This window comes from Roseateles aquatilis, from assembly GCF_002205645.1.
Lineage (GTDB): Bacteria > Pseudomonadota > Gammaproteobacteria > Burkholderiales > Burkholderiaceae_C > Roseateles > Roseateles aquatilis.
This window is the reverse complement of the sequence record NZ_NIOF01000012.1, coordinates 15246-31930: the sequence shown is the minus strand read 5'-3', so window position 1 is coordinate 31930 and position 16685 is coordinate 15246. Positions and strand designations below refer to the sequence as shown.

The following is a 16685-nucleotide window of genomic DNA, read 5'->3' as shown; positions in this document are numbered from 1 at the left end:
GATGGTTTTAAACTGCAACCAATCGACGAGAAACCCCTTCGGTCGTCCGCCCACGAAAGGCCGCCATGAACACACGACACGCGCGCACCCAGCCCGGCGCCGCAGCGCCGCAGACATCGCAGACGCCGCCGATCGCCGAGACCTGCCCGGTCGCGCGGGCGGTCGACGTCCTCGGCGACCGTTGGTCGCTGCTGATCGTGCGGGACGCCTTCGACGAGAAGCGGCGTTTCGGTGATTTCCAGCGCAGCCTCGGCATCGCCAAGAACATCCTGGCCGACCGGCTGCGCCGTCTGGTGGAAGCCGAGATTCTGCGGACGCAGCCCGCGGCGGACGGCAGCGCGTTCCAGGAGTACGTCCTGACGGCCAAGGGGACGACGTTGTTTCCGGTGGTCGTCGCGCTGCGGCAGTGGGGCGAGCGCCACCTGTTCGCGCGTGGCGAGCGGCACTCGACACTGATCGACAAGGAGAGCGGCAAGCCCGTCCCGTTCATGGCGCCGCAGGGCGGGGACGGCCGCGTCCTGTCGCCGGATCAGGCGGAGGTACGCAAGGTCCGGTGACGGGCGGGCCCGGCTGGCGCTCCTGAGTCGTCGGGTCTTGCGCCAGAGACGGCGCCAGAGATGGCGCTAGAAGCGACGCCAGAAGCGGCGCCACCGGCCGCCGAGGGCGCGGGCGCGGTCCTCGCCGCGAGGACCGTAGGCCCGAGCCGCCGGCACACGCAACGCCACCTCCGTGCCCCGGTCCGGGCGGGACGTCAGCCGATAGACGGCACCGGCCAGCTCCGCGCGCTCGCGCATGCCGGACAGGCCCCAGTGGCCGGGGCGGCCGCCACGCGCCTGCACGTCGTCGGGCACGCCGATGCCGTCGTCCTGGACGATGAGGCTGAACGCGTCGGCGGCGTACTGGATCGACACGTCGATGCGCTGCGCCCGCGCGTGCTGGAATGCGTTGAAGATCGCCTCGCGGGCGATCAGGCACAACGACGCCGACAGCGTCGGATCCAGCGGCCGGGGCGCGCCATCGACGGTCAGCGCGAAGCGCGCCGGATGCGACTGCATCAACTGCTGGCCGAGCGCGTCCAGCGTCTGTTCCAGCCGGCCCGTGTCGGGCGGCGGCAGGCGCAGGTCGGCGACGCGATCGCGGCCTTCGATCAGCAGCGCGTCGGCGTCGACCAGCACGCGCTCCATCGCGGCCCGCTCCACGCCGGGCAGGCGCCGCGCCACGGCCTCGAAGCGCAGGATCAATCCGTACATGCCCTGCAGCAGCGTGTCGTGCAGGTCGCGCGCGATGCGCTCGCGTTCCTGCACGCGCGCGGTCAGGCGGTCCCGCGCGTGCGTGGCGACCTGCCGCGCGCGCAGCCAGGCCAGCGTGCTGAGCTCCGCGAGCACCGCCAGCACGCCGATCGTCCGGACCCACCAGGTCTGCGCGAGCGTCGGGGCGATCTCCACCGTCATCGTCGCGGGCGTGTCGCTCCATGGACCGTCGTCCTGCGATGCCTCGACGCGGAACTCGAAGCTGCCCGGCCCGAGGTTGGTGTAGAACGCGCGGCGCCGCGTGCCGGCCTCCTGCCAGTCGTGGTCCTGCCCGACGAGCTGGTAACGAAAGCGCACGCGCTCGGGCACGGCCAGCGTCGTGGCGGTGTAGTCGATCTCCAGGTCGCGGGTGCCGGGCGCCAGGCGCAGCCGACGGTCCGCCGGCACCGGGTGGCCGTCGCCGCCGCTGGTGACGCGCTGGATGTCGACCGGCGGCGCGGGCGCGTCGCCCGGCGGCACCTTGGCCGGATCGATGCGCACCAGACCGTTGTTCAGCGAGAACCACAGCAGTCCGTCCCGGGTCTGCACCGCGGTGCGCAGCGGCCAGGACTGCTCGGCCTGGCCGCGCAGGCCGTCGCGCAGGTCGATGCGGCGCGCCTTCGGTCGATATGCGGGATCGGCCAGCGCGCGGCGCAGCTCCGCCGCCGTGATCCGCGTGATGCCGCGCGCGCCGTTGAGCCAAAGGTCCCCCGCGTCGGTCTCGACGATGCCCGACACGCCTTCGAGCGCCGTGGGGTCGGCCAGCCGGATCTCCGGCATGCCGGGGGCGCTGACCAGTTGCACGCCGCTTTCGCCGCCGATCCACAGGCGCGGGCCCTTGGGCGCGATGACCTTGATGTCGCCGACGCGCAGGCCGTCGGCGGCGGTCAGTGTCGTGAGGCGCTGGCCGTCATGGCGGCGCAGCGAGCCGTCGCCGTAGCCGAACCAGAGTCGGCCCTCGGCGTCGCTGGCGATGCAGTTGGGCGGGCGGCGGGGGAAGCCGTCGCGACCGCCCATGCGCTGCAGCCTGCCGTCGACATAGCGGTTCAGGCCGTAGCGGTTGGCGGTGAGCCAGAGGACGCCCCGCGCGTCCTCGGCGATGTCCAGCACCGCGCCTGCCCACGGCTCGCCGTCCGCCGTCGGCATCTGCACGAAGGTCTTGCCCTCCTGCCGCCACACTCCGGTGCGCCCGCCGATCCACAGCCGCTGTTGGCGGTCGACGAACGCGGCGGTGAGCGATTCCATGCCGGCCGCGAACGGCACCGGCTGCAGCGGGCCGCCGTCGGCAGGCCGCTTCAGCAGCACGTCGCGCGCGGCGATCCACAGCGCGCCGTCCGCGTCCGTCGACAGCGCGATCCCGGAGCTGCGCTCGGGCAGGTCGACGAGGTCGACGGCGGCCCCCCGGAAGCGATCCAGGCCGCCGTTGCTGCCGACCCAGACGGTGCCTTCCCGGTCCTGGAATATCCGCATCACCTGGTCCCCTGCCAGGCCTTGGCCGCCGGGGCTCGCCGCCATGAACTGGGGGGCTTCGCCGGGGGCTCCCGCACCGCCCGGGCGCATGCGCGCCAGGCCGCCCAGCGCGCCGTACCAGAGCGCGCCGGCGCGGTCGAAGAACGGCATGAAGTAGCTCTTGGGGACCGGCAGGCGGCCGGGCGGGGCGGCGCCGGTGCCCGTCGCGGCGGGCGAGGGCAGGGGCGCGACGCCGCGCACCTGGTCCGACATGTCGTTGGCCCACACGCGGCCGTCGGGCCCGACCGCGAGCTGCGTCATGCCCAGCATCGGCACGCCGCTGTCGACGAAGCGATCCTGCCCCGCGGCCTTCACGAACACGTTGCGCGGCGTGACGGCCCAGACGTTGTCCTGCCTGTCGACGACGACGTTCATCGTGGCCGTCGGCAGGCCGTCGCCATAACCCGACTCGGGTCCGATTGCCGTCCAGCGATTGCCGACGCGCTTGAGCAGCGCCAGGCCGGTGGCCGTCCACAGCGTGCCGTCGCGTTCTTCGGCGAAGGCCCGCGTGGAGGCCTCGAACGGGCCGCCGGCCGGGTCGACATGCAGCACGCGGCCTTGCCGCACCAGCGCCGCGCCGCCCGCGAGCAGGCCGACCCACAACCCGTTGTCCCGCGTGGCATGCAGCGCGAGCACCTGGCGGCTCGGCAGCCGCTCGCCGGCCAGGGTTTCGAAGCGCTCGAAGCGCAGGCCGTCGAAGCGGTACAGCCCCATGCCCGTGCCCAGCCACAGGTAGCCGTCGGTGGTCTGCGCGATGGCCATCACCGGCCCGGGCATGCCGTCCTTCAACGTCCAGGTGGTGTGCTGCAGATGCGCCAGCGGCTGCTCCGAAGGCGTCGACGATTGCGCCGAGGCCAAGGCCGGCATCAGCAGCGCGGCGAGGCACAGGGCGGGCAGCCACGGCCGTGGAAACGGCCGCGCGGACCGGCATCGCCGGAGCGACCGCGGCAACCCGAGCGGACGGGGCAACCCGAACAACCCGAACGACCCGGGCGAACGAGACGAACGAGACGAGGCAGGCGGGGGCGTCATCGCGGGCAGATCACACCACCCGCCCCGGATTCAACAACCCGTCCGGATCCAGCGCCTGCTTGATCTGTCGCATCAGTTGCATCGCCACCGGGCTCTTGCGCTGCGCGAGTTCGTCGCGCTTGAGCTGGCCGATGCCGTGCTCGGCGGAGATCGATCCACCGTGCGCGATCACCTGGTCGTAGACGACGGCGTTCACCGCCGTCTCGCGCTCTCGCAGGAAGTCGGCCGGCGGCGTGCCTTCCGGCGCCTGGACGTTGTAGTGCAGGTTGCCGTCGCCCAGATGGCCGAAGTCCACCAGCCGCGAGCCCGGAAAGCGTTCCGCCAGCAGCGCGTCGCAGCGCTCGACGAAGTCGGGGATGCGCGATACCGGCAGCGAGATGTCGTGCTTGATGTTCAGGCCTTCCTCGCTCTGCGCCAGCGGGATGGATTCGCGCAGGTGCCACATGGCCTGGCTTTGCGCCAGGCTTTCCGCGACCGCCGCGTCGTCGATCACGCCGCGCTCCAGCGCCTGCTCCAGCAGCGATTCGAATTGCGCGCGGGCGTGGCCCTCGCCCTCGCTGTCGGAGAGCTCCAGCAGCACCGTCCACGGCCGCGGGCCCAGCGGTTGCGCCAGCTGCGGGAAGTGTTTGGCGACCAGCGCCAGTGACAGCGCGTTCATGACCTCGAAGCCGGTCAGCGCCGCGCCGCAGCGCGAGCGCGTCAGGTCCAGCAGCGTCACGGCATGCCGCAGGGAGTCGCACGCGGCCAGCGCCGTCATGCGCGCACGCGGTTGGGGGTGCAGCTTCAGCGTGGCCGCGGTGATCACGCCCAGCGTGCCCTCGGAGCCGATGAACAGGTCGCGCAGGTCGTAGCCGGTGTTGTCCTTGCGCAGGCCGGAGAGCCCGTCCCAGATCTCGCCGTCGGCGGTCACGACCTCCAGGCCGAGGCACAACTCGCGTGCGTTGCCGTAGCGCAGCACCTGCGTGCCGCCGGCGTTGGTCGCGAGGTTGCCACCGATCGTGCAACTCCCCTCGGCGGCCAGGCTGAGCGGGAACAACAGGCCCGCCGCGTGCGCGGCCTGCTGGGCGCTTTGCAGCACGCAGCCGGCCTCGACGGTCATCGTCAGGTTGGACGGGTCCATCTGACGGACGCGGTTCAGGCGCTGCAGGCTCAGCAGCAACTGCGTGCCCGAGGCATCCGGCACGCCGCCGCCGACCAGCCCGGTGTTGCCGCCCTGCGGCACCAGCGGCACGCGATGCGCGCGCGCGAGCTTCACGATGCCCGCCACCTGCGCCGTGTCGGCCGGTCGCAGCACCGCCAGCGCGCGTCCGGCGTAGCGCTTGCGCCAGTCGCGCTCGTAGGCGGCCAGGTCGTGCTCGCCCGGCAGCAGCACGTGCGCGTCGCCGAGCAGCGCGCGCAGCGCGTCGATCAGGGCGGCGCGGGCGGCGTCGTTCGGGGCGCCGCTGGGGATGCCGATCACGGCGCGCCCCTGGCCTCGGCCAGGCGCTGCCGGATCTGCGCGGCGCAGGCGATGAAGATCGTCACCGACAGCGCCACCTCGATCCAGGCCAGTCCCTGGCCGATGCCGGTCTCGGACGTGCCGCGCACCAGGCCCTCAGTGACGTAAAGCCAGATGAACAGGCTCAGCCAGCGGTAGGTGTACATGCGGTAGCGCCACAGGCCCGCCAGCGGCAGCAGCAGCGGCACGGCCTTGATCGCCAACGTGCCGCGGCCGACGGGCGCCAGCCACAGCTCCCAGGCCAGGCACAGCAGCGCCAGCGCGAGCGTCGCGACGAAGGCGGTGTTGCGGCTGCCGCGTTCACGCGCGGTGGGCTCGGTGCGAGGCGTCGGGGCAGGGCTCAGGGGCGCGTCGAGGCTTGACATGGCTGGCATCATAGCCAGCATGAATATCAGACAGAGGGTGGCGCGCCATGGGGTGCGCGAGAGCGCGCGGGAGATCGGCCGGAGCTTGCTCAAGTGGCCCTGGGCGCGCACCTTGCGCGTGTTCGTGCAGCGCTTCCGGGAGGAGCGCCTGGGCCTGACCGCGGGCAGCCTGACCTTCACCACGCTGATCTCGCTGGTGCCGCTGCTGACCGTGGCGCTGGCGCTGTTCACGGCCTTCCCGATGTTCTCCAGCTTCCAGGCCGCGCTGGAGAAATACTTCCTCAAGTCACTGATCCCGGACAACATCGCGCGCCCGGTGTTGATGTCGCTGACGCAATTCGCGGCCAAGGCCAACCGGTTGGGCGCGCTCGGCCTGGGGGTGCTCGGCTTCACCGCGCTGGCGCTGATGCTGACCATCGACCGCACGCTCAACCAGATCTGGCGCGTGCAGCGGCCGCGGCCGATCGCGCAGCGCGTGCTGGTGTACTGGGCCGCGATGACGCTCGGGCCGCTGCTGCTGGGCGGCAGCCTGGCGGTGACCAGCGTGCTGATCACCGCCAGCCGCGACTACGTCGACAACATGCCGCGCGGGCTGGTGGTGCTGCTCAACAGCGTGGACCTGCTGGTGCTCTGGGGCGCGGTCGCGGCGCTGTTCCACTACGTGCCCAACACGGACGTACGCTGGCGCCACGCGCTGATGGGCGCGGGCTTCGTCGCGGTGGCGTTCCACATCGCCAAGCAGGGGCTGGCGTGGTACGTGAAGCAGGTGCCGACGTATTCGACGCTGTATGGCGCGTTCGCGGCGGTGCCGATCTTCCTGATCTGGATCTACGTCGGCTGGTCCATCGTGCTGCTCGGCGCGATCCTGGCGGCGAACGCGCCGGCGCTGGCCGGCGGCGTGAGCGTGCGCCGCAACAAGCCGGGCATGCAGATGGAGCTGGCGCTGGACGTGGTGCGCGAGCTGGAGGCGGCGCGCATCGCCGGCGAATCCGGCCGCACGTCGCTGGCGCTGTCGCAACGCCTGTGCGTCGACCCGCTGCAGCTCGAGCCCGTCGTCCAGCAGCTTCAGCAACTGGACTGGGTCGGGCGGCTGGAGGAGGACGGCGCGTCGCGCCTGGTGCTGCTGTGCGAGCCGTCGTCGACGATGGCCGAGCCGTTGATCCGCGCGCTGCTGGCCGACCGCCAGGAGGGCCTGGCGATGCTGTGGGACAAGGCCGGCTGGGAGCAGACGACCGTCGGCGCCCTGATCGCGCGCGGCGCGCCGGCTACTTCAGGAACGTGAGCGCGGCGCCGCCGACCGCGGCCAGCAGCGCGACGACGGAGAACAGCGCGAGGCGATAGGGCGGCCTGGGGCGCGTCGCGGCGGTCGGCTTCATGCCGTACTTGGGCGGCTCGCCCAGCGGCAGCGAGTTCTTGTCGATCAGCGGCGACGTGCGGCCGTCTCGGGCGCGCTGTTCCGCCACGCGCAGGCGTGCCGAGCCGTCCAGCAGCTGCAGCTGCTTCATCTGCGTTTCGCTGTCGATGGTGGCGGGTTGGGTCGGGGTGGGGATGTGGTGGGACTTCTCTGAATTCATTGAGCGTTGCTGCATGGATGTACTGCCTTGACTGCCGTGAACGCTCCCTCGCCTCCGCGATCGGGCGATTGTGACGATCGAGCTCGCGAGGTCAAGTAACAGTGGGTGTGGTGGGGGGGCGCCGACTGCGCAACCGTCAAGCTCGGACCCTGCGAATCCCTCGTCGCCGCTCATGCATCTGTAGATTCGCCACCTTCCTCAGGTTGAGCAGGAGGCTGGCACGGCAGCGTTGAAAGAGACCCGTCCAACTTTCGGGGCGGCCGGGAGGCCGAAGGAGGGCATGGGAGCGGCCATTGCAACGATTGGCCAGCGGATAGGCGGAGCAGGGCTCCAGCTTCCGCGTCGAATAACCTATCTGAAGCCAGCGAAGTTCGGAAAGCCCTGAAGTATCAGCAACCTGTCGTGCATCACGCGTGCAACACCACCAGCAGCGCCGTCGCTGCCTTCTTCGACAGATTGCGGATCGCGTGCGCTCCGTCCACGGCGTAGCGCGCGGTCTCGCCGGTCTTGACGACGTGGCGGCTGCCGCAGGCGGTGACTTCGAGCTCCCCGGCGAGCACGCTCAGGTGCTCGCGCGAGCCCGGCTCGTGCGCCGCGGATTCCAGCGCGCCGCCAGGCTGCACCGTCAGCTCGTACCACTCGAAGTTGCCGGCCAGCTCGATCGGGCCGAGGATCCTCAGCCGGCACAACCCGTCCGGGCTCGACAGCCCCGGCGTGGCATGGGACGCGACCACCTCGATCGGCGGCGCCGCCGGGCGCTCCCCGCCCAGCAACTCCGACAACTCCACCCGCAGCGCATTGGCAAGCCGCCACACCACCGCCACCGTGGGATTGGCCTGATTGCGCTCGATTTGAGAGAGCATCGACTTCGACACGCCCGCCCGGCGCGACAACTCGTCCAGCGACAGGCCCTGCGCTTGCCGCAGCGATTGCAGCGTCGCGCCGACGCGCGGAGGTTCTAGCTTTTCGGAAGGAATGGCGGACATCGGGCTGTGGCGGCGAGAGGCAAGACAGCATCACGAGACAGGGCCGCACACCTTGACCGCGGCCCCTCGATTCCCTGATACTGCACGGCTGTTCGATATAACGAACGCGTTCGATTTAACGGATTGTGCCGCAGGAGCGCCCGCATGACCAACACCGCCACCCCCACGATCGCCCCGTCCACCGACGACTTCTATCGCCATCTGCAGAACGAGCTGCAAGGCATCCGCGACGCGGGGCTCTACAAGAGCGAACGCATCATCACCAGCCCGCAGGGCGCGATCGTCAGGACGCAGGACGGCCGCGAGGTCATCAACCTGTGCGCCAACAACTACCTGGGCCTGTCGGCCCATCCGCAAGTGCTGGAAGCCGCGCATGAGGCGCTGCGCACGCATGGCTACGGACTGTCCTCGGTGCGCTTCATCTGCGGCACGCAGGACATCCACAAGGAGCTGGAGCAACGCCTGGCGCGTTTCCTCGGCACCGAGGACACCATCCTCTACGCCGCCGCCTTCGACGCCAACGGCGGGCTGTTCGAGCCGCTGCTGGGCGAGCAGGACGCCATCATCAGCGACGAGCTGAACCACGCCTCGATCATCGACGGCATCCGCCTGTGCAAGGCCAGGCGCTTGCGCTACAAGCACAACGACATGGCCGACCTGGAGGCCCAGCTGGTGGCCGCCCGCGCGGCCGGCGCGCGCCACGTGATGGTGTTCACCGACGGCGTGTTCTCGATGGACGGCACGATCGCGCAGCTCGACAAGATCCGCGAGATCACCAACCGCCACGGCGCGCTGCTGGGCATCGACGAATGCCATGCCAGCGGCTTCATGGGCAGGACCGGCCGCGGCACGCACGAGCACCGCGGCATCTTTGGCAAGGTCGACATCATCACCGGCACGCTGGGCAAGGCGCTCGGCGGCGCGTCGGGCGGCTTCACGACCGGCCGCAAGGAAGTGATCGAGCTGCTGCGCCAGCGCTCGCGGCCCTACCTGTTCTCCAACACCGTGGCGCCCAGCATCGTCGGTGCGTCGCTGGCCGTGCTGGATCTGCTGGAAGGCAGCACCGCGCTGCGCGACAAGCTGGAGGCCAACACGACCTACTTCCGCGAGGCCATCCAGCAGGCCGGCTTCCAGATCAAGCCGGGCACCCACCCGATCGTGCCGGTGATGCTGTTCGACGCCGTCAAGGCGCAGCAACTGAGCGCGCGGCTGCTGGAGCTGGGTGTCTACGCCGTCGGCTTCTTCTATCCGGTCGTGCCGAAGGAGCAGGCGCGCGTGCGCGTGCAGGTTTCCGCCGTGCATGAGCGCGAGCACCTGGAGCGCGCCGTCGCCGCGTTCGCCCAGGCCGGCCGCGAACTCGGCCTGGTGGGCTGAGGCCCGGCGTCGCCGGCGTTGACGCCGACCTCGGACCGCCTGTGGGCGGTCCTTCCCAAAAAGACCAAGCAGACCGAAGAAAAAGTCCCATGACCAAGATCCTGTTGATCGGCGCGAACGGCCAGATTGGTTCCGAGCTGGCGGTGGAACTGGCCCGGCGCCACGGCAACGCCAACGTCATCACCAGCGACGTCGCGCCGCAGGGCCGCGTGCCGCAGCTGGCGCACGAGATGCTGGACGTGACCGACGCCGCCGCGCTGGCGGGCGTGGTCAAGCGCCACGGCATCACGCAGATCTATCACCTGGCCGCCGCCTTGTCGGCGACGGGCGAGAAGCATCCGATGTGGGCCTGGGACCTCAACATGAAGGGCCTGCTCAACGTGCTGGAGCTGGCGCGCACGGAGAAGTTGGAGCGCGTGTTCTGGCCCAGCTCGATCGCCGCCTTCGGTCCACGGACCCCCAAGCGCGACACGCCACAGACGACGGTCATGGACCCGACGACGATCTACGGCATCTCCAAGCTGGCCGGCGAGGGCTGGTGCCGCTGGTACCACGCCAACCACGGCGTGGACGTGCGCAGCCTGCGTTATCCGGGCCTGATCAGCTGGAAGACGCCGCCCGGCGGCGGCACGACGGACTACGCCGTCGAGATCTTCCACGAGGCGCTCAAGCACGGCCGCTACACCTGCTTCCTGGAGCAAGACCAGGCGCTGCCGATGATGTACATGCCCGACGCGCTGCGCGCGACGCTGGAGCTGATGGAAGCCCCCGCCGACCGGATCACCGAGTGGGGCAGCTACAACCTGGCCGGCGTCAGCTTCACGCCGGAGCAGATCGCCGCGTCCATCCGCCGCCGCATCGACGGTTTCACCATCGACTATGCGCCGGACTTCCGCCAGAACATCGCCGCCAGCTGGCCGCAGTCCATCGACGACACCGTCGCGCAGCGCGACTGGGGCTGGAAACTGGGCTACGACCTGGATGCGATGGCCGACGACATGCTGACGTCGCTGAAAACGCAACTGGCGGGCTGATCCTGTCGCGAGGGGTGAGATGCCGCGAACGTGCGGCCTGAGAGCGCGTAGAGTGCGGCCTCCATCCCCAAGCCTGCCGCGACTGCCGTGACCCGACTCGCCATCCAGCTCCAACGTCTCTACGCCGCCGACTCCACCTCGGGCGCGATGCGCGCGCTGGTGCTGGACGTCGGCCGCCCGGCGGATTGGGACCTGCTCGGCGCCGTCTGGCGCGGCGTGCAGCTCGACCTGGGTCTGCCCGCGCCGGGCATCGCGATCGCTGGCGAGGACAGCTACCAGCTGTGGTTCTCGCTGCAAGCGGGCTGCGAGGCGGGGCAGGGTGCCGCGTTCCTGGCGGGACTGAAGGCGCATTACCTCGGCGCCGTGCCGGCGTCGCGCGTCCGTTGCTTTCCGTCGGTGGAGGCGGCGGGTCTGCCGATCTCGGCGCCGCCGGTGCCCGCGCAGGTGCGCGAAGGGCAGTGGTCGGCGTTCGTGGCCGCGGACCTCGCGCCGGTTTTCGTCGAGTCGCCCTGGCTGGACATCCCGCCCGGCGCGGAGGGTCAGGCCGACCTGCTGAAGGAGCTGCAGAGCATCACGCCACCGGCGTGGGCGGCGGCGCTGGATGAGCTCGGCTCGACGCGGCCGGTGGCGCCCGCCGTGCCGGTTATCCCTATCCCGACTCCGACCCCGAGCGTGGATGCGGTCGCGGGTGGTCCGGCGACCGGCTTCACCGATCCGCGGGCATTCCTGCTCCACGTGATGAACGATGCGTCGGTCCCGATGCCGCTGCGCATCGAGGCGGCGAAAGCGCTGTTGCCGCGGGCTTGATTGGACGGAAGAGCTTTCGACGCCGGGTCGAGTGGCGACGCGAGCAACTCCGTCGTCTGTGACCGAAAGAGCCTTTGGGGCGGCTCCCAATTCTGGTGATTCTGGGCGCCTGTTTCGGCTGCTGCTCAGGCTGAGCGGCACCGTGGATGGGGAGCGCTATGTTGCGGGCAAGGTGCGCTCTAGGCTGTGTGTTGTCACCCAGTGGATTGCCCCTGGTCAGAGTCATTCGCGACCGACAGGCTGAGCAACCGCTGTGATCATCGGCGGCTGTTCGACGATCCGCTGCACGCATGGTCGCGGATCCCTTGCCTTGCGGATGACAGTAGCGTGGGCTGCTCGTATTGTGGCCACCAGATTGGAAGGTCTTGCCGTCAGAGCAGCCTCAACCATCGAGGGGGAGCACTAGGTTGAATGGCCGCCTTTGAACTGCGAGAACGTCAAGCCGCAGGTCGCTACGAGCACCAAGAACTGATCGATTCAACCTCAGGGAGGAACTTCAGATGTCATCCACACAGATGCCTGAACGCGGCGAGCTGCTGCGCGAGCGGGAGTTTCTTGAGAACCTCATGAACTCCCGCTTCAACTTCATGCTGGCGGTCTACGCCGCAGTGATCGCAGGCACACTGGCGACGAAAGAAGCCGTCACCGCCTACTTCGTCCTAGCCGTTGGATGGACGGCGTGCTCGGCTTTGGCCTTTGCTACGTATCGCGCCTACTCAGTAGTTCGGCCGATCATCGAAGAGCTAAAACGCGACAAGACGACCGCACTATCTTGGGCATCCGAAGCCGCGAGGGGAGAAAAGTTTTCATTCTCTGCAAATCACATGATTGGCTGGGTGGTTCCCGCCTTCTGCTCGGCTACGCTGATACTGGCATTCCTTGCTGTCGCCTGCAATCTGTGGAGGCCCTCATGAGGAGTTGGGGCGTCAGCGGCCATCGACAAGACGACTGTCAGAGAAGTCCTTGAGTTGCTCCATTGCCTTCTAACGTTGGCGCTCAGCAGGTGGCGTAGCCATCCACTGCAGCAAACGGTTACCCATGATGGTCTCCTATCGAGTTGAGGGCCCAGCAGGATGAGCCAGACGTTGGAAGTCGGCTTTAACGTGACCAGTCGAACTCACGGGTTCGGCCAAGACCGGAAGATCGTCAACGGCCGCTCCGCGGCACTCTGTCGACGGTGCGACTCTTCAGCCTAGGGCCCGCTTCAGCTTTACTAGGATCCGGTCAACAACCGATACATCGAAATCCTCTGAAAGCATGAGCGATGCCGACGAAGGGTCGATGCTCACGATCTCCTTGTATTTGCGTTGAATTTCGTAACCCTCTTCCCGATATCTCCCCAGCGCGTCACGCAGGCCTGTGAGTACAGAGGTATCGATGACCATGCGCACCGCAGTGCCGTCTAGACTGCAATCGTAGTAGCGTTTACCTTGCCCTCTGGTTAGAAGCATGGAAGTCGCGCCGCTGGCGATGAAGAAGTTGCCGCCGTTCCTGCAGATTCGGTTGGTCATGTAGAGACCGAATCCTGAGTTTGCCCAGTTTCCCTTTGTATTGACGCGAGAGCCCTTAAATGCCTTACCGGAAACCGCTGGCATCAAGGCGTAATTGAGAGCCTTCTTGTCATCCGATACATCAATGTATGGATTCCTGGAAAGGCTTGACCGGAGGCCCGAGCCGCGGTCCAAGATAGCCACCTCAACTCGCTTCTTCGTGGGCCAATGTTGCGCACAAATTCCAAATCTCTCAGCCCCGCTGTGCTCAATGACATTCCGGATGATCTCTCGAATGGAATAGGCCAAAGTGTCGAAAAGGTCGCCCTCGTCGCTGCCGCAGAGTACGGCTGACATTCGCTTGCTTATGGACTCCACTTGGTTCCCCACTTCAATTCCTTGCTCGAATGCTTCTCGCTCGACTTCGCGCGAATCGAAGATGGTGATGGGGAGGTAGTTCTCGCTGCCCTTAGCTTGTCCGGGCGCATTTCCGTAGGCCAAATCGAACGAACGGAAGAATCCCATATGGGCGGCGTATGTGCACTGCTTGAAGTCGGTGCACAGCAGCTTCGGCCCATGGTTCCGACGTGCGAGATTGCGGAGCTCGCTGGAAATCAAAAGCATCGAAAAAGGCTCGACGTGTCCCATGCCCGAGAAGTCGACGACGTACTCCTCCGCGTCTGGCGCAGCGGAAATCTGCTGCGCGAACGTAAGTGCAGAGGGGAGATCAAGCGAACGCGGGGCTTTGAACTGAATTGATTGCTGGGCGGTCATGAACCCATCCTAGCCGCGAAATTGCAGCACCATTTTGTGCGTCGATCGCCCGTCAGGTGTCCAGCTAATCATGCTGGGTCGCCGCAGTACTTATGGAAGTAGCCACACCGGAATGGATCTTGAAGCGCTGGTGCAGGCGCTGGAGGGCCTAACTCTCCGCGACCGCTAACCGGCGCGGTGATTGGCCGGACCGAGGACTGCTCAGGGTCGATAGCGCCATTCCGAACCGGCAAGCATCAGACATTCCGGCGCGAGTCGACGACTACAGCCGCGGGCAGCCGCACCAGATGAGCGCAGTACTCTCAATACCGGTCGTTGAAGCCGTCAGCCGGCAGAGTGTGCCGGCGACTGCTTCATGCCAAGCAGCGTGAACTCGGTGGCTTTTCGCCGATGGAGGCAACCGCTGCGAACCTGCCGTTGAAAGCTCCTGCTAAACGTGCTCAGCTAGCCCAACCGTGCGTTCAGGTTTGCTGAAGTTTGCAACCGCAGGCCGCACTTCGCCAGCCGAGTTCGAACGGCACCATTCCCACAGCTCATGGGGGGGCGACCCGGGGTGACCCCCTCAAAGGGGCTCTCGACCTCTTCCTGCAGACCACCGAGATCATGGCGCGGCGATCCTTTCCCAGGGTGTCAGCGCACGCCCGAAAGTCCATGCTCGAATATCCGGCGGCCCGATTCTTCGACAGCCTTCTTCAATCCGACGGTTTCGATGGACCCGGCTGCGCGAATCAGCGCCGCACCCAGCACCAACGATTCCTGCGGACGGGGAGGGCGGGGTGCGCCCGGGTCGCCCGGCTTCAGCGGGATAGGAACCAGAATGACGGTGCCGCACCAGTCCTCGGAGAAACGGTGCAACAAGTCGCTGCCCTTTTCGGCGCCGGCCTCGTGTGCTCGGCTCAAGGCGACACTGGCCAAGGTCCGCGCAAAGACAATGCCGGAATCCACCGGCGGCAGCGGTTGCGGATTGAGCGAGGCAAGGTCTCGCAGCATCGCGTTGATCGCCCAGTTGGGACGTGGCTGGCCGCCACCGAACGGGTTCTCGCGGTTGTCGACATGTCCAGCGAGGTTCGTCAACGCCGCGATCACGGCGCCCCAGTAGGGCGGCGGCCCAGGGTGATGCTCTTGCCACCAATGACCGTCTGAGGTTTGCGCGGCAGCGCGTGCGCGCCAGGGGTCGGGCAATGGCCCTCTCGCCAGCGCGTCCCGGATCCAGGGGCCCCAGGGTCCGATCGGTCCGGGGTCGTCCGGGTTGGGATAGACCGCGTCGGTCAGGAGATTGACCAGCGCAACGAGCTGCATCTCGTTCGATTCCATTGACGCTCTCCAAGAAGGTGGGCCTGCGGAACTGCATCGGGAGACATGAGCTGTGGCCGTCGTGGGAGTGCCGATGACAGGAACGCCATCGGCATGACAGGTCACCAGATGATGATGGGCAACGCACGGATGCCGTCATCATCAAGCCGAAGGAGGCAACGCCCGATTGATGAAGAGTCGGCAGGCGGCGTCGCATTCGCGGTCGAGGTCTCCGGGTGGCATCGTCAATCCGATGGATGCGCGCCTGTCCTTTCGTTTTCGGGTCGCATATCGTTCCCCTCGTCAAGGTTGACGTCATCAACCGGGGGATGCCTCATGGCCGCCGTCGTCGCCGCGTTTGGACACGTCGAAGCGATCGAAGAAGGCGCGGCGGTGCTCGCGCATGCCGACCTGCGCACCGCGCGGCCGGCGGGCATCGACCGTCCGGCGCTGGTCAGCCTCGGTCCGCAACTCACGGGCCTGCTGGACCTGGCCACGACGCGGGACGCGACCTGGCTGGACGTGATCCGCCAGCTCCGGGACCAGCGGCGTCCGATCTATGTCGAGCTCGATGCGAAGACGCGTCGGATCTCCCAGTTGCTTCAGCCGCTGCTGCAACCGGTGGGTGACATCCGGGAGAACGAACGGGGCGACATGCAGGTGAACTTCCTGCTCTCGCATGCCGTGCACGTCCTGCACCACGGCCATCCGCGCTTCAAGGAACTGCTGAGGCTGTTGCGGACCGCGCAGAAGGACGAAAGCATGGTGTGGGTCGTCGAAACGCTGGACTCGCCCACGATCGTCGACGTGAAGCCGGCGGACGAGCGCCTTCGGTAGCGGGAGGATTCATCCATGGGCACGGTGACATTGGGGCGGGCGCGCGAGCTGTTCAATCTGGTCAACACACGCGTGTGCTGCCCGGGCAATCCGGCCGCGCCGTGCATCCCCTTTCTCTACCCGGATGACGGGTGCTGGGGCCGCGCGCACGAGATGTGCCGGTTGATGCTGGCCGCGGGCGAGACGCCGCAGAAGATCTGGATCCAGGGCGCGTTGCGCGTGGCCTCGAAGAACAAGCCCGGCTGCGTCGTCAACTGGGGCTGGCATGTCGCGCCGACCTTGCAGGTGGTCGGCGGCGGCGGGGTGCAGACCCACGTGGTCGATCCGTCGCTGTTCGACGGGCCCGTGCCGCAGGCGACCTGGGCCGGCGCCCAGGGGGATCCGAGTCCCACGCTCACGCCGACGGGCCCGGAGATCTTCCACCTGTTCTATGCGCCGCAACGATTCGATCCCACCTACGCGCAGACGAATCAGGTGCTGTCCGACTATCGCAACCAGCTGCGGTTGCGGTCCGTGTCGACGTCCGGCCCACCGCCGTATCCGGATTGCATGGTGCGGGGCCCGGGCGTGCAGTGGCTGGGCACGATCGAGCCCAGCGCGCAAAAGCGTTGGTTCACCTTCGGGTGGCCGGCCAACCGGCAGGTGATCTGGACCGTCATGCCGATCACGCCATGTCCCGGCGGGCCGCAATTGAGCTGGAAGGTCGCGGTGGAGCGCGCCGACGCCAACAGCTGCACCTACTGGATCACGGTGAGCAACCTCACCGCCGAGGCGGTGCGCTTCGAAGGGCGCTTCAACTTCTTGAACTGAGCCGGGAGAGGAC

Annotated in this window: 15 protein-coding genes; 8 read left to right on the top strand and 7 right to left on the bottom strand. The window is 68.0% G+C overall.

What is annotated here, in order from left to right:
- The first annotated feature begins 65 nt into the window (after positions 1-65).
- A complete protein-coding gene (locus CDN99_RS21405; RefSeq protein ID WP_088386944.1) occupies positions 66-557 on the top strand; it encodes a winged helix-turn-helix transcriptional regulator in 492 nt (163 codons plus the stop codon).
- A 66-nt stretch (positions 558-623) separates the two neighbouring features.
- Here the strand turns inward: CDN99_RS21405 and CDN99_RS21400 are convergent, their stop codons facing one another.
- The 3 genes from CDN99_RS21400 to CDN99_RS21390 form a co-directional block, all read right to left on the bottom strand.
- Complete coding sequence (locus CDN99_RS21400; protein ID WP_141100905.1) at positions 624-3665, bottom strand: sensor histidine kinase; 3042 nt, start codon at positions 3663-3665, stop codon at positions 624-626.
- A 175-nt stretch (positions 3666-3840) separates the two neighbouring features.
- A complete protein-coding gene (locus CDN99_RS21395) occupies positions 3841-5289 on the bottom strand; it encodes an FAD-binding oxidoreductase (RefSeq protein WP_238139645.1) in 1449 nt (482 codons plus the stop codon).
- Positions 5286-5693 (bottom strand): DUF2069 domain-containing protein, encoded by a 408-nt coding sequence (locus CDN99_RS21390; RefSeq protein WP_238139644.1) that lies wholly within the window; start codon positions 5691-5693, stop codon positions 5286-5288. Before CDN99_RS21390 ends, CDN99_RS21395 begins: the two co-directional genes overlap by 4 nt.
- A gap of 19 nt (positions 5694-5712) precedes the next feature.
- Here CDN99_RS21390 and CDN99_RS21385 point away from each other — a divergent pair, with 19 nt between their 5' ends.
- Positions 5713-6975 carry a YihY family inner membrane protein gene (locus tag CDN99_RS21385; protein WP_238139643.1) on the top strand — a complete coding sequence of 421 codons (1263 nt, stop codon included), beginning with the start codon at positions 5713-5715 and terminating at the stop codon, positions 6973-6975.
- On the opposite strand, the gene CDN99_RS21380 is transcribed toward CDN99_RS21385, so the two are convergent.
- Both CDN99_RS21380 and CDN99_RS21375 read right to left on the bottom strand, forming a co-directional pair.
- Positions 6959-7267, bottom strand: coding sequence for a hypothetical protein (locus CDN99_RS21380; protein WP_141100904.1), 309 nt, complete (start codon positions 7265-7267; stop codon positions 6959-6961). The genes CDN99_RS21385 and CDN99_RS21380 overlap by 17 nt on opposite strands.
- 407 nt (positions 7268-7674) lie before the next feature.
- Positions 7675-8253: a helix-turn-helix domain-containing protein gene (locus tag CDN99_RS21375; protein ID WP_088386939.1), complete on the bottom strand. Its 579-nt coding sequence runs from the start codon at positions 8251-8253 to the stop codon at positions 7675-7677.
- A gap of 144 nt (positions 8254-8397) precedes the next feature.
- Between CDN99_RS21375 and kbl the strand changes: the two genes are divergently transcribed.
- The 4 genes from kbl to CDN99_RS21355 all read left to right on the top strand — a co-directional run bounded on the left by kbl (position 8398) and on the right by CDN99_RS21355 (position 12382).
- Positions 8398-9627, top strand: coding sequence for a glycine C-acetyltransferase (kbl, locus tag CDN99_RS21370; protein WP_088386938.1), 1230 nt, complete (start codon positions 8398-8400; stop codon positions 9625-9627).
- Positions 9628-9716: 89 nt separating this feature from the next.
- Positions 9717-10661: an NAD-dependent epimerase/dehydratase family protein gene (locus tag CDN99_RS21365; protein WP_088386937.1), complete on the top strand. Its 945-nt coding sequence runs from the start codon at positions 9717-9719 to the stop codon at positions 10659-10661.
- An 87-nt stretch (positions 10662-10748) separates the two neighbouring features.
- The gene (locus CDN99_RS21360) at positions 10749-11468 is read left to right on the top strand and encodes a hypothetical protein (RefSeq protein WP_088386936.1); all 720 of its coding nucleotides are present in this window, start codon (positions 10749-10751) and stop codon (positions 11466-11468) included.
- 500 nt (positions 11469-11968) lie between these two features.
- Complete coding sequence (locus tag CDN99_RS21355; RefSeq protein ID WP_088386935.1) at positions 11969-12382, top strand: hypothetical protein; 414 nt, start codon at positions 11969-11971, stop codon at positions 12380-12382.
- 273 nt (positions 12383-12655) lie between these two features.
- Here CDN99_RS21355 and CDN99_RS21350 read toward each other — a convergent pair whose 3' ends face one another.
- Positions 12656-13732 carry an ATP-binding protein gene (locus tag CDN99_RS21350; RefSeq protein WP_088386934.1) on the bottom strand — a complete coding sequence of 359 codons (1077 nt, stop codon included), beginning with the start codon at positions 13730-13732 and terminating at the stop codon, positions 12656-12658.
- A gap of 630 nt (positions 13733-14362) precedes the next feature.
- Positions 14363-15046 (bottom strand): hypothetical protein, encoded by a 684-nt coding sequence (locus CDN99_RS21345; protein WP_088386933.1) that lies wholly within the window; start codon positions 15044-15046, stop codon positions 14363-14365.
- Between the two features lie 315 nt (positions 15047-15361).
- On the opposite strand from CDN99_RS21345, the gene CDN99_RS21340 reads away from it, so the two are divergent.
- Positions 15362-15862 carry a hypothetical protein gene (locus CDN99_RS21340; protein ID WP_088386932.1) on the top strand — a complete coding sequence of 167 codons (501 nt, stop codon included), beginning with the start codon at positions 15362-15364 and terminating at the stop codon, positions 15860-15862.
- A gap of 15 nt (positions 15863-15877) precedes the next feature.
- Positions 15878-16672, top strand: a complete 795-nt coding sequence (locus CDN99_RS28730; protein ID WP_158218916.1) for a protein-glutamine glutaminase family protein — start codon at positions 15878-15880, stop codon at positions 16670-16672.
- The last annotated feature ends 13 nt before the right edge of the window (positions 16673-16685 follow it).